This window comes from Legionella drancourtii LLAP12 (genome assembly GCF_000162755.2).
In the GTDB taxonomy this organism is placed as follows: Bacteria; Pseudomonadota; Gammaproteobacteria; order Legionellales; family Legionellaceae; genus Legionella; species Legionella drancourtii.
The window spans coordinates 57,971-71,444 of record NZ_JH413811.1 but is presented as its reverse complement, the minus strand read 5'-3'; the positions used below and the strand labels follow the sequence as shown (position 1 = coordinate 71,444).

Genomic DNA, 13,474 nt, shown 5'->3' with positions numbered 1-13,474 from the left:
TTAAAATCATATCCTTTTTGAAATGACCTCATTTGAAACTGAATCATATTATTGCCACCCGTGTTCTTGATGGCAACAATGTTAACCTTGACTCTGATTTTTTGCGACAGAACCTTAATTTTTGGTAATAGTTGTTTCAGCAATACCAGTAACTGTCACAGTATAACCATTATTTGATAATTGTTTCGGCGTAATGTCCCCAGTATCAAGATTCATACTTAGAGTACCTATTTCGATAGGATTAGCCGTATTCGTAGCCATTTTAACTACCGCAAGGCAGTTTCTGCCTGTCGTATGCCCATAACAAGCTAATTTTACTAGATTCCAATAAACATCTCGTTTTGAGTTAGCTGGGGTAGGGTAAATGGAAGGAACGCCTGCAACATAGGCATTAGATTCTTCGCTAGTATTATTATATGTTGTCAAATAAGCTGGACTTGCAAAAGTTGTTACAGCACTTAAACTCAAAGCAATTGCTGAAAGACTTTTAAATAATAAATTCATTATATCTCCATTGTAATTACAAGTAATTGGCCGATATGCCAATCTATCTTTACTTCTTTACTATACAACGCGGGCAAAGTATATCGTAAAACAGCCAGGGATTATATATTATTTATCGGTTTTTGGCTAAAAAACGAGCAACATCCTTGGCAAAATAAGAAATAATAAAGTCTGCGCCGGCACGTTTTATAGCAATTAAACTTTCAAGTATGGCTTGTTCTTCATTAATCAGATTGTGTTGCGCCGCGATTTTAATCATTGAGTATTCGCCACTGACTTGATATGCACAAAGTGGAACTTCAGGAAAATTTTGTTTCAATTTGGCAATGACATCTAAATAATAGCCTGCTGGTTTCACCATAATCATATCCGCACCTTCGTCAAGATCCAGAGCGGTTTCTCTAATTGCTTCATTGCCATTAGCCGGATCCATTTGATAGGACTTTCTATCACCAAATTGTGGTGCACCCTGAGCAGCTTCTCTAAAGGGGCCATAGAGGCAAGAGCAATATTTGGCGCTGTAACTTAAAATTGGAATGTTTTGATAGCCTTCGGTATCTAATGTTTGGCGAATAGCACTAACCATACCATCGGTCATGCCGCTAGGAGCTACCCAATCAGCACCAGCTTGAGCATGGCTTAGGGCTTGTTTGGCAAGTAAGTCGAGGGTTTTGTCATTATCAATCTGTGTTTCTTTGAGCACACCACAATGCCCATGATCGGTGTATTCACAAAAACATAAATCCGTGATGATTAGGATGTCTTTATTGACGGATCGTATTTTTTTTATGGCTTTTTGAATAATTCCTTCATCGCTAAATGATTCACTGCCACAAGCATCTTTATGCTTGGGAATACCAAAAAGTAATACGGCTGGAATGCCTAAGGTACTTAAGGTTTCAATTTCTTTGGGAAGACACTCAAGGCTTAATTGATATTGACCGGGCATTGCACTTATTTCTTGAGCGCAGCTAAGGTGTTCGCTGATGAATAAGGGCATGATAAATTGCTGTGGATGTAAGCGCGTTTCTCTTACTAGAGCACGCGCCATTGAGTTGCGTCTTAAGCGGCTCATTCTTAGGGGGATGTTGTAGTTAGTCATGAGTTTTATCCTGATGATGAATTATTTTGATCTCTAACGTTCACTGCCATTAAGTTAAGCGCCAAATTCCTTTCTCTCTGGGGAGAAGGGAATGTAATGGTAGTGTTCCTAATTGAAGTGCTATTTTTTCTTATTTGAAGTATACAAGAAATCAATAGCACTACTGGTATCACTAGTACTAATCTGAATGCTAAAAAACTTATTGAGCATGTATTTAAGTGTCAACACATTGGTATCGGTTTGTGATAGGCCAATGTTATAGCTTAAATACAGGCGTTTTGAAAGCGATTTTCCGACAACAAAAGCGGTCGAGTCGGTGACTGTATTCGTTGATTGATTGTAATTTGTATTGGTTTGGACGTTAAAATCTAATCCAGAGGTTTGTTTTAATTGTTCTAAAAGCTGAGCACTGTTTGTGCCACCAATATTCATCGAGGAAATGGCCGTTAAAAGCAATTGCCCGCCGGCTTTATTTGCTTGGCTGGCAGGACGTCCCAGAACCAACATCGAGAGAATATCTGCTTGCGAAAGAATGGCGGGATCGGAATATAACTGTACTAGTGGTTTGCTTAAACGACCCGTTACTTCAACGCCTAGGGTGATACTATCCCCCAAATCGACACTTTGCAGATTGCCACTATTAAAATCAAAAAGCTGGGTGGCGTTAGTATATGTGGATGTATTATTAATTTTTTTTGCGGCACGTAAACTAATCCCGGGGTTATTAATTGGTCCCCCAGTAAAAATCAATTGCCCTTGTTTGATTGCCAAGTCTTGACCATAAGCTTTATAGGTTCCATCCCGTACAGAGAGCTCACCATAGGCATTCATTGCACCCTGCGGTTGTTGTTTGAGATTGAGCGTACCATCTACATGCCCTTTTAATCCTTTCACACTTATTTCAACGTTTTCACCCATTTCAATGTTAATGTCTAGAGTACTATCGAGTGGTGAGGAAGGCGGTTGTTCTAGTTGTTTCTTGTAAACCACTTCATCGGGTAATGAAATACTATTGCTAAATGTTTGGGGCTTTATTTGCGCATTGGGTATAAGAATAGAGCCAGAAATAGTGCGTACGCTCGGTGTTAGATGGAGTTTAAGTTGCGGTGAAATGTTGATTTGGTATTCAGTGGTTTTAATAATCGGAAATTCTTTGCCTTCCAATAGCAGATCGCCACTATAATTTGCATCTAAGGTGCCTGTTCCTTTAATCGCCAGATTATGACCGGCGGAGACTATTGAACCGGTTGCATCCCAGTGTTTTTCTTTACTAAGCACCGTCAGATCGGTCGAGTCTATATTAAGTCCTAATTTGGGTAGGTAAAAACTGGTTTTACTAAGTACTAACTTGCTTTCAATCTGCGGTTTATCTACAGTGCCTGTTGCCTTAAGTGATGCGGCTAATTGTCCTTTAAGCTTATTAATTTCAGGATTGATATTTTGTAAAAAATCCAGTGAATTAATTTTCAAACTCAGTTCACCATTGATACGTTGGTTTGCGTTTAAGCCAGTATCTAGCGCAAATTTGGGTAATTGAAAATCCAATTTTAAATTTTTATTTTGATCGATAGCTAACGCGCCTGTTCCGGTGAGTTTTTCTGGAGACAGTACCATGTTTATGGTACCACCCTTAAATTGTAATTGAGGAATAGAGGCATTGTCGGGTACTTGGTAATAACCGGGGTGTATGGTTAAAACCAGCGTTCCTTGATTGTGGGTTTTTGTTACTCCTCTAAGTGATAAATTGGTATGTAAACCTGTTTTGGGGGTGAGGATATTTTGCTGTTGGGATAGGTTGGCATTAATCGTCCATTGCCATGGAAATGAGCCTAGGACACTTGTTTTTATTTGCCAATGCTCGCTGGCAGATGTATCTAGTTTTGCATTTAAATTGAGCGCTAAGTCGGGTAGGGTTGCGGTAGCGCTTAAGGTTCCTGAGGAACTATTTAAATGGTGCTCTTTTGATAGCGCGCCTTGTAGATCATGCCATTGTAGACTCAGGGCGTGGTTTTTCAGTGCATTGGGGTGCCATTGTACATTGAGCTGCTTTATTTTTATCTTAATGCTTTTATCTTGATAGGCAATGCCATCTAGACTAAAGTCATTCAATAAACTGCCTTTTAGGTGTTGGATCGTTAGGGTTCCTGGAAGATAGTGTTGACTTAAATCAATCACTGTCTGTAGTCCTGGTGTCGTTGACAGTAAGCAAACAACAATACCTGCTAATAAAATACAAAATAGCATGGCAATGTAACTTGCTTTGACTAAGAAACGGATCATAAATCAGGCCCCATACTAATTACTAATCGTGAACCATTGCTTGTGCGCTGCCAATGGTTATTGATGGCTTGCGCTAATCCTACTTTAATCGGACCTATAGGGGAAACCCACATTAAACCTGCCCCAACATCATATTGAAATGCTCGAGGTCCCGGATTATAAACATTCCCTGCGTCATAAAATCCAATCACGTACCAATTCTTTTTCGTTTCTTTTTGAATTTCAAAGCCAACATAACTGAGTATTCTTCCAGGGCCAATGGAGTTAAAACTATATGCTTTTAAATTGTCTGTACCTCCTAATAATAAGGCCAGGGAAAGAGGCTGTTGGCTAATATTGCTAATGGCAGTAAAACCTTGTAGTGCATGACCATAAAGACGCAAACGCCAAGGCTCAATCCTAAGCGCTGCTTTTGCATCAATCGATAATTGAGCGAAATTAATGGTTGATAAAGCCACTTTATCCGCCGCCAGGCCATTAATTGTAATATTGTAACCTGAGGGAGAAAACAATAAACCTTGGGTCTTGAGAAACGAAAGCGTAGCTCTAGGATAAAATAAAAATTGCTTGGTATTATCTTGTAAGGTGTAATGAAATCCTTCATAAAGACCATTTAAAGAAAGCATTCGTTTATAGTTTGTTACATGATGCTGTTGGGCAAGAGATAATAGCCATGCATTACTATAACCTGCGCTGTAATTTAAATTAGAGTAATTCCCGGTAAGACTGTATTGATCTGTAATGGGGTTTGTCCCTGGAATAACGTATTGTGCTTGCAAGGCATTTTGGATAAAAGAACCCTGAGCCAGGGCATTAAATTTGTGTCCGCGTTTATTCACTGGAATTACATGAAGTGCTGCACGACCACGTACACCCGTATCGGTTCCATAACCTGCACCTAAGGTATAAGAGTATTTAGGAACAGGCTTCACATGGACATGCACTGGCACTGTTGAGGCGTCTGAAATTTGTGGTTTCACCACGACGGAACTAAAGTAGCCGCTGTTCGCTAAGTTTGTATTAAACTGCAGTATTTTGTCACCAGAATAGCTTTGTCCCGCTTGGAATGGGACATAGCGGTGCAGTAACTTAGGGCTGATGTAGGTCGGATCAAATTGAACCTGTCCAAAATAATACAATGGTCCGGTGTCAAAAATGAGCGTGATTTCTACAGTATACCGAGCTTCATCAATTAAAATGTCATTTTTCTTAAAATTAGCATGCATGTAACCAAGGCTTTCTGCTGTATCAACAAGGCTTTGCTTGGTTTGATTATAGGATTCTGTGAGAAAGGGGGCACCCAACTTTAAGGGGATATTTTTTAAGGCAGTATGCAAAGTAGGGTTTTGTGTTCCTTCGCCAATGAGTTCTATCGTTAGTCGAGAAATTATGATTTGTGGGCCAGGGTTAATAGTGATCGTGAGTTTTTGGGTGCTAGGAAATTGGATGCTGACCTTGGCTTTAAAATAGCCAAAAGGCTGAAGCGCGTGGTTTACTTGTTCGCGTAATTCCTCTGGAGTGAATGTCGTTAATGGTTTTAATTGTTCTAATTCATGCAAATGTTTTTCTACATTTTTTTTTGTCCTTGTCTGCTATGCCATCAATGGTAATTGCGGTGGTTTCACTCTCTTTGGCAAAGAGTGGCAAGCACATGATAAGAAATAATAGGCTAATGAGAAGCCGTATCCTGAGTTTTGGCTGAGTTTTAACCCAGGATGGATTGAGTACATGGCATCTCTGGGTTACAGATTCGCCTGCTCTCAGGCTATACTCCATCCGCCGTCTCCATCGCTTTCAGACGGTAAATCAAATCAAGAGCTTCGCGTGCAGTTAATTGATCGGGATCAATTTTGGCTAACTCCCGTAAAACCTGGGGTCGCGCTTGGATCACGGCTTGAAATGGTTCCGCTGCAGGTGCATCGGTTTGCATATGTTTTAAATGCGAGCGGGCAATTTGTAATACATCAGCAGGTATGCCTGCAAGTTCTGCTACTTCTAAACCATAACTACGATTCGCATAACCAGGTTCTACACGGTATAAAAAGATAATACGGCCTGTTTCTAACGAGGCTTGTAAATGAACATTACGGATACAAGGCCATTGTTGTGAAAGATTGGTTAATTCAAAATAATGGGTAGAAAATAAGGTATAGGCTTTAATGGTTGTCGCAAGATAGGCACAACTGGCATAAGCTAAAGCCATCCCATCATAAGTACTAGTCCCCCGCCCAATTTCATCAATTAAAACTAAGCTTTCCTGGGTTGCTTGCCTTAAAATTTGTGCGGTTTCCGTCATTTCTACCATAAAGGTAGAACGGCCAGAAGCGAGATCGTCACTGGCACCGATACGGGTAAATATGCGATCAATAGGGCCTAAAGTCACCGCTTGGGCGGGCACAAAACTGCCTATATGTGCCAGGAGTACAATTAAGGCAGTTTGGCGCATGTACGTTGATTTACCACCCATATTGGGTCCGGTAATCAGTAAAATATTTTGTTCTGGTTGTAACTGTAAGTCATTGGCAATAAATTGTTCTTGCAGCAAGTTTTCAATAACTGGATGACGGCCTGCCTGAATGGATATTTGTGATTCAGGAACTAAACTGGGACAGCACCAATTTAAACTTTGCGCACGTTCCGCGAGGGTGACCACCACATCTAATTGTGCTAATGCGCGTGCGAGCTGGGTTAATTCCGCGATGCTTTGCTGAATTTCTTCCAACAAATTGTCATACAACCATTTTTCACGTGCTAAAGCTTTAACTTGTGCTGAAAGTACTTTTTCTTCAAATACTTTTAATTCAGGAGTAATGTAGCGCTCCACGTTTTTTAGTGTTTGTTTTCTATGGTAATGCGTAGGTGCTTTTTCTGACTGTGCTTTAGAGAGTTCAATGTAATAGCCTTGTACATTATTAAAACCAAATTTCAATGACGAAAGTCCAGTACGCTGGCGTTCATCTTGCTCTAGTTTATCCAAGGTTTCATTGGCACGCGTGCTTAGCATTCTTAGTTCATCAAGTTCCTCATCAAAACCTGGTGCAATAACGCCACCATCACGGATTAATACGGGTGGGTTTTCAATGATTGCCGCGGCGAGTAATTGTTGCAGTGTGGGTAATGGCTGGGTATGCGCTTTAAGTTCCAGGGCAAGAGGGCACTTGTTTTGGGCAAGTGCTGCATGAATTTCAGGAAGTACGGTCAAGGTAGTTCCTAAGGCTAGCAAATCACGAGGGCGTGCAGATTTTAAGGCAATACGTGAAACAATACGCTCAACATCACAAATTTGGCGTAGTAGTTGATGAATAGTTGCCTCGCATTGCAGACCGATAATTTCAGCAATGGCTTGTTGACGGGCTTGAATCAAACTCTGTTGTTTGAGCGGTCTTCCCAACCAGCGTTTTAATAAACGACTTCCCATCGTACACGCAGTTTTGTCTAGGACTGAAAGCAGGCTGTTCTCATGGCCACCTTGTACATTTTCAAATAACTCTAGATGTTTTTGAGTAGAAGCATCCAGTTGCAAATAATCGTGTGAATTCTCAAGGGTGAGCGCATTTAAATGTGGCAGTGCTTGCTTTTGTGTCGTTTGCAAGTAAGACAATAATGCACCGGCTGCAATTAAAGCCGTAGGGTAATCCTGCTCGCCAAATGCTGCGAGGTTGCTTACTGTAAATTGTTCACACAAGCGCTTTTTTGCACTGTCAAAGTTAAATTCCCAACCTGGTCTTACTTTAACCGGAAAATTAAGACAATATTCTTCTAAAGGAGATGCTTCTTGCAGCAGTAATTCTGCCGGCTGCAGTCTGGTTAATTCAGCACTGAGTTCGCTTGTCTCTGCTAATTCCAGTAAATGAAAGCGACCACTACTCAAATCACCCCAGGCAAGACCGATTTTTTGTCTTTGCTGATGCAAGGCAAGTAATAAATTATCTTTTTTAGCATCTAACAGAGCCTCATCGGTAACTGTTCCGGGTGTAATGATGCGTGTTACTTGCCGTTCTACAGGGCCTTTGCTCGTAGCTGGATCACCTATTTGCTCACAAATAGCGACGGATTCGCCTTTTTTCAACAGTCTTGCTAAATAATTCTCTACTGCATGATAAGGAACTCCGGCCATAGGAATGGGCTTATCAGCTGATTGACCGCGATGAGTTAAGGTGAGATTTAGTAAGTGTGCGGCGCGTTTGGCATCGTCAAAAAATAATTCATAGAAATCGCCCATCCGATAAAGTAAGAGCATATCTGGGTATTCTGATTTGATGCGCAAATATTGTTGCATCATTGGCGTATGCGAAGTAGTCATAAGGATTGATTAAAATTAAATTGGAGTGATTCTAGCAAAATCACTTTTGGAAGTCAGTAACAGGGGAAATTCTCTTTGAGACGTATTATTTTTTGGGCATTATCAATACGTCATGGTTGAATTGCATTTTTTTTGCTAAAATCTATAAGGATTTTTAATTAAATCTAAAACTAACATAGGGAGAAGGATTATGAACCGTTTAGCTCTAATTGCTGCAACTGGATTTCTAGCATTAGCATTAACTGCTTGTGGTGAGCACGGTAATTCAAAACAACCAGTAGCAGGTGCTAACCCAACACAACAACAAGGCGCTGCTCCTGAACAAGGCCAAGGCCACTAAAATTTTCTCGACTTCGTTCTTTTGGGTGAATCTAAGAGTGCTGGGCTGTAAAGCCCCTAGGTGTCAAGCTAAGGAAAAAAGCGCTTTGCTTTCCTCCTGACCCGTTCGAGCTTCGGAGGCATTTGTGCCGTTTCGAAGCCTTGCGCCAAGACTAGCAACGCTTCGCGACCGGGCTAAAGCACTTTCTTAGACCGAATGGATCGAGAATAGACAAAGCTTATCTCCTTAACTTGACGTCTATGGACCTTAGCGCGCCCAGCCTACATAGCTGGGCGATTTAATCACGGCATCACAATGAATATCTTAAATCAATTAATCAATGAAATCGCAGTTATTTTAAAAGAAAAAAATTGGCAGTTGGTGACAGCAGAATCATGCACTGGTGGGTTAGTTGCCAGTTTCCTTACAGAAATACCAGGAAGTTCAGTGTGGTTTGAGCGTGGATTTGTTACTTACAGTAATTTAGCAAAAGAAGAAATGCTTTCTGTCCCCAAACAATTGCTTAAAGACTATGGGGCAGTAAGTGAGTCTGTTGCCGCCGCGATGGCTGCTGGTGCTCTGCAACACAGTGCGGGGCAGGTTGCTTTATCCATTACGGGTATTGCTGGTCCAGATGGTGGTAGCATTGAGAAGCCTGTAGGAACGGTCTGTTTTGGTTGGGCCGCACAAGGCATGGGTGTAAAAACGCTAAAAAAACAATTTACCGGAAACCGGCAAGAGATACGTTTAGCCTCCTGTCAAGAAGCTTTATCCGGGGTTCTTTCCTTAATCAAAAAAAAATAATCTCCCTTATTCTAAGCAACCTTCTTTTGAGCAAATAGATTTGCCTTATACATAATGAATATTCAGTTTGCTGCGGGTTCACATCTGTGTGATAATTTTGTCCTAGCATTAACTACCTGGAAAATATTATGGAAGAAAATAAACAAAAAGCATTATCAGCCGCCCTCTCGCAAATTGAGCGTCAATTTGGTAAGGGATCCGTGATGCTTATGGGTGATAGCAGTGTCTCCCGTGATATAGAGGCGATTTCAACTGGTTCTTTAGGCTTAGATATTGCCTTGGGAATTGGTGGTTTACCTAAAGGGCGTATTGTTGAAATTTATGGCCCAGAATCTTCTGGTAAAACCACGTTAACCTTACAAGTTATTGCCGAATGCCAAAAAATGGGTGGCACCGCGGCGTTTATTGATGCGGAACATGCATTAGATCCAAGTTATGCGCAAAAACTTGGTGTTAATGTGGATGAATTATTGGTTTCTCAACCTGATACTGGGGAACAAGCATTAGAAATCACCGATATGTTGGTGCGTTCTGCTGCTGTGGACGTGATCATTATTGACTCAGTTGCTGCATTAACGCCTAAGGCAGAAATTGAAGGTGATATGGGCGATTCGCATGTTGGTTTACAAGCACGATTGATGTCACAAGCTTTACGTAAACTGACAGCAAATATTAAGCGCTCGAATACCTTGGTTATCTTCATTAACCAGATTCGGATGAAGATTGGTGTTATGTTTGGTAGCCCAGAAACAACTACTGGTGGTAATGCGCTGAAATTCTATGCGTCTGTGCGTTTGGACATCCGCCGCATTGGTTCGATTAAGAAAGGCGAAGAAATACTAGGTAGTGAGACGCGCGTCAAGGTAGTTAAGAATAAAGTGGCTCCTCCGTTTAAGATGACTGAATTTGATATTTTATATAATGAAGGTATTTCACGCGAAAGTGAAATCATCAATTTGGCGGTGCAATTAAATCTGATCGAAAAATCAGGTGCATGGTACAGTTATAAGCAAGAGAAAATTGGTCAGGGTAAAGACAATGTTCGCTTATACTTAAAAGATAATCCGCAAATTGCAGCATCGCTTGAGCAGCAAATTCGTTCTGAGTTATTAGAAAAAAAGCAAGCAATGCCTGCTGCTGTTAGTGATAATGAGTTTGAGACTATTGATGACTAAAGCGTTTGATAGTGCGGTGCGCCTGTTATCCAGGCGCGAGCATGGCGCAATTGAGCTTTGTGATAAATTAAAACAGAAGGGATTTACTGCGGCGGAAGCAAAGGAAGCCTTAGATAATTGCCAACATTTGGGTTATCAAAATGATTGTCGTTTTGTTGAAACATACTGCCGTTCTCGCATTCGTCAGGGCTATGGACCTTTAAAAATTAGCCAGGAATTAAGCAGTAAAGGTATAGATAGAGAATTGATTCAAAGTGTTTTGCAGCAAGAGGATAAGAATTGGCTGACTTATGCTTTGGAGGTTTGGCAGAAAAAAAATAAAGGACAATGTGAATTGTCTTTTAATGAATTGCAAAAGCAACAGCGTTTTTTACTTTATCGTGGATTTGGTATGGATGTTATTGCTATGGTGACCAAGGAATTAAAGCGGTTATAGAAGTAGGTGGCGGTTGGGGACACTGCCATTAAGTTAAGGAAATCTGTCATTCCCGCGCAGGCGGGAAACCATCCATGAATTGGCATTATAGCCAGTGAGGAATGGATCCCCACCTATGCGGGGACGACAGACTCTGAGAAACGTGAAGCATAAAATCCTTAACTTAACGTGAGTTATGGATACGAAATCGAGTAAGACCTTACCTCTCCTCGAACCATTCGGGCTGAGGAGGTGCGCAGCACTGTCTCGAAGCCTTGGCGTCAAGATTAGCAAGGTTTCGAGACAGTATAAATGTCTCCTCAGCCCGAATGGTTCGAGAAGAGATTAGCTCTGTCCCTATTCCGTATCCATAACTCACGTTAAGGTAATGGCAGTGACGGTTGAGGAGATGGCGAGTAGCCATCCTCATTCATACTATATAAATTAACTCAAATTGGTATCGATTAGAAAATGAACAGTTCTGAAATTAGACAAGCATTCTTTGATTTTTTTGCACAATGCGGCCATCAATTAGTGGCCTCCAGCTCGTTGATTCCTGCGAATGATCCTACTTTATTATTTACTAATGCAGGTATGGTGCAATTTAAGGATTTATTTTTAGGACTTGAAACACGTCCCTACCACCGTGCAGTCAGCGCACAGCGTTGCGTTCGTGCTGGTGGAAAACACAATGATTTGGAAAATGTAGGTTATACCGCACGTCATCATACCTTTTTTGAGATGTTGGGTAATTTTAGTTTTGGTGATTATTTTAAACGTGAAGCCATCCAATTTGCCTGGGACTTTTTAACGCGGGTGTTAGGCCTGCCAGAAGAGCGTTTGTGGGTTACGGTTTATAAAGACGATCAAGAAGCGGAAGATATTTGGCTTAAAGAAATGAAGGTATCCGCAACGCGTTTTTCTCGTTGCGGTGAAAAAGATAATTTTTGGTCAATGGGCGATACAGGTCCTTGTGGTCCTTGCACGGAAATTTTCTATGACCACGGCCCTGAAATTGCTGGTGGTCCTCCAGGTAGCCCTGACGAAGATGGCGATCGCTATATCGAGATTTGGAACCTGGTGTTTATGCAGTTTAACCGCGATAAAGACGGTAACTTGCATCCTTTACCAAAGCCCTCTGTGGATACTGGTATGGGATTAGAGCGACTTGCCGCTGTAGTACAAGGGGTGCATAGCAATTATGAGATTGATTCATTTCAATACTTAATCAAGGCAATAGCAAAGCTTGGCGATGTCACTGATTTAAACCATACTTCGTTAAAAGTAATTGCAGATCACATTCGTTCGTGCGCATTTTTAATTGCCGATGGTGTTATTCCTGGTAATGAAGGGCGCGGCTATGTCTTAAGACGCATTATTAGGCGTGCAGTAAGACATGGTAATAAACTTGGCTTACCAACACCCTTTTTTGCGCAGTTGGTACAGCCGCTTATTGACGTAATGGGTGATGCTTATCCAGAGTTAATCACTGCAAAAGCCCATATAGAAAAAGTGCTTATTCAGGAAGAAAATCAATTTGCGCGTACTTTAGAGCAGGGCTTACGTTTATTACAAGAACAAATGCATTCTCTTGGTGGACAAGAAATTACCGGACAAATCGCCTTTAAATTGTATGATACTTATGGCTTTCCAGTTGATTTAACTGCAGATATTGCACGTGAGCAAGGTTTGTATGTGGATATGGATGGTTTTAATCAACTGATGCAACAGCAAAGAGAACAGTCACAAGCGGCCAGCCAATTTACGATTGATTATCATGCGGCGTCACAATTAGATCATCAATCTGATTTTCATGGCTATGAAAAAGAAATAATGGAAGGACGAGTTATTGCCATATTGCAAGATGATGTCGAGGTGCAATCATTAAGTATAGGCATGAAAGGGGCAATTGTTCTTGATCACACGCCTTTTTACGCCGAAAGCGGTGGTCAAGTAGGGGATAGAGGCTTTCTGATTGGCGAAGATAATTTGCGTTTTCGTGTTGATGACACTCAGAAAAATGGCCAGGCTATAGTTCATTACGGGGAAGTAACTGAAGGTACGATGATTGTTGATCAATTCATTAGTGCTCAAATTGATGTGCAGCGACGTAATGCCATTCGTTTGAATCATACGGCCACTCATTTATTGCATGCTGCGTTAAAAACAATCGTTGGTCCGCAAGTACAACAAAAAGGTTCTTTAGTTGATGCGGAACGCGCTCGTTTTGATTTCTCTAATTTTGAAGCATTAACTACTGGGCAAATTCGTGAAATCGAAATTTTGGTTAATGAGCAAATTCGTGCGAATCATGAAGTAGTGACGCGGGTAATGGATATTGAATCAGCCAAGAAAAGCGGAGCAGTCGCTCTTTTTGGTGAAAAATATGCCAATGATGTACGAGTACTATCTATGGGGGAGTTTTCAAAAGAGCTTTGTGGTGGAACACATGCGCGACGTACTGGAGATATTGGTTTATTTAAGATTGTCGCTGAATACGGTATTGCCAGTGGCGTACGCCGTATTGACCTGGTGACAGGCAGCTATGCATTAGTTTGGGTTAATGAGCAGC

General features: G+C 41.2%; 10 protein-coding genes. 5 read left to right on the top strand and 5 right to left on the bottom strand.

Annotation, left to right across the window (positions count from 1 at the left end; translation table 11 throughout):
- Positions 1-114: 114 nt before the first annotated feature.
- The 5 genes from LDG_RS05640 to mutS form a co-directional block, all read right to left on the bottom strand.
- Positions 115-504: a hypothetical protein gene (locus LDG_RS05640; protein WP_006870228.1), complete on the bottom strand. Its 390-nt coding sequence runs from the start codon at positions 502-504 to the stop codon at positions 115-117.
- A gap of 112 nt (positions 505-616) precedes the next feature.
- On the bottom strand, positions 617-1,606 hold the full coding sequence (gene hemB, locus LDG_RS05635) for a porphobilinogen synthase (protein ID WP_006870227.1): 990 nt from the start codon (positions 1,604-1,606) through the stop codon (positions 617-619).
- A gap of 120 nt (positions 1,607-1,726) precedes the next feature.
- On the bottom strand, positions 1,727-3,886 hold the full coding sequence (locus tag LDG_RS05630; protein WP_006870226.1) for a translocation/assembly module TamB domain-containing protein: 2,160 nt from the start codon (positions 3,884-3,886) through the stop codon (positions 1,727-1,729).
- On the bottom strand, positions 3,883-5,445 hold the full coding sequence (locus tag LDG_RS05625) for an autotransporter assembly complex protein TamA (RefSeq protein ID WP_006870225.1): 1,563 nt from the start codon (positions 5,443-5,445) through the stop codon (positions 3,883-3,885). The genes LDG_RS05630 and LDG_RS05625 overlap by 4 nt, the downstream gene beginning before the upstream one ends.
- A gap of 206 nt (positions 5,446-5,651) precedes the next feature.
- On the bottom strand, positions 5,652-8,189 hold the full coding sequence (gene mutS / locus LDG_RS05620; RefSeq protein WP_006870224.1) for a DNA mismatch repair protein MutS: 2,538 nt from the start codon (positions 8,187-8,189) through the stop codon (positions 5,652-5,654).
- 190 nt (positions 8,190-8,379) lie between these two features.
- Here mutS and LDG_RS19825 point away from each other — a divergent pair, with 190 nt between their 5' ends.
- From LDG_RS19825 to alaS, 5 genes are all read left to right on the top strand, one after another.
- Positions 8,380-8,529 (top strand): hypothetical protein, encoded by a 150-nt coding sequence (locus LDG_RS19825; protein ID WP_006870223.1) that lies wholly within the window; start codon positions 8,380-8,382, stop codon positions 8,527-8,529.
- Between the two features lie 294 nt (positions 8,530-8,823).
- The gene (locus LDG_RS05615; protein ID WP_006870222.1) at positions 8,824-9,312 is read left to right on the top strand and encodes a CinA family protein; all 489 of its coding nucleotides are present in this window, start codon (positions 8,824-8,826) and stop codon (positions 9,310-9,312) included.
- Positions 9,313-9,440: 128 nt separating this feature from the next.
- Complete coding sequence (recA, locus tag LDG_RS05610) at positions 9,441-10,487, top strand: recombinase RecA (protein WP_006870221.1); 1,047 nt, start codon at positions 9,441-9,443, stop codon at positions 10,485-10,487.
- A complete protein-coding gene (recX, locus tag LDG_RS05605) occupies positions 10,480-10,923 on the top strand; it encodes a recombination regulator RecX (RefSeq protein ID WP_006870220.1) in 444 nt (147 codons plus the stop codon). Before recA ends, recX begins: the two co-directional genes overlap by 8 nt.
- A 450-nt stretch (positions 10,924-11,373) precedes the next feature.
- On the top strand, positions 11,374-13,474 hold a 2,101-nt coding region (alaS, locus tag LDG_RS05600), incomplete at its 3' end, for an alanine--tRNA ligase (protein ID WP_040534638.1).

What these genes read in the sequence shown, in the direction of transcription:
- LDG_RS05640 (WP_006870228.1), bottom strand. Translation starts at nt 504, where the DNA reads ATGAATTTATTATTTAAAAGTCTTTCAGCAATTGCTTTGAGTTTAAGT.
- hemB (WP_006870227.1), bottom strand. Translation starts at nt 1,606, where the DNA reads ATGACTAACTACAACATCCCCCTAAGAATGAGCCGCTTAAGACGCAAC.
- LDG_RS05630 (WP_006870226.1), bottom strand. Translation starts at nt 3,886, where the DNA reads ATGATCCGTTTCTTAGTCAAAGCAAGTTACATTGCCATGCTATTTTGT.
- mutS (WP_006870224.1), bottom strand. Translation starts at nt 8,189, where the DNA reads ATGACTACTTCGCATACGCCAATGATGCAACAATATTTGCGCATCAAA.
- LDG_RS19825 (WP_006870223.1), top strand. Translation starts at nt 8,380, where the DNA reads ATGAACCGTTTAGCTCTAATTGCTGCAACTGGATTTCTAGCATTAGCA.
- LDG_RS05615 (WP_006870222.1), top strand. Translation starts at nt 8,824, where the DNA reads ATGAATATCTTAAATCAATTAATCAATGAAATCGCAGTTATTTTAAAA.
- recA (WP_006870221.1), top strand. Translation starts at nt 9,441, where the DNA reads ATGGAAGAAAATAAACAAAAAGCATTATCAGCCGCCCTCTCGCAAATT.
- recX (WP_006870220.1), top strand. Translation starts at nt 10,480, where the DNA reads ATGACTAAAGCGTTTGATAGTGCGGTGCGCCTGTTATCCAGGCGCGAG.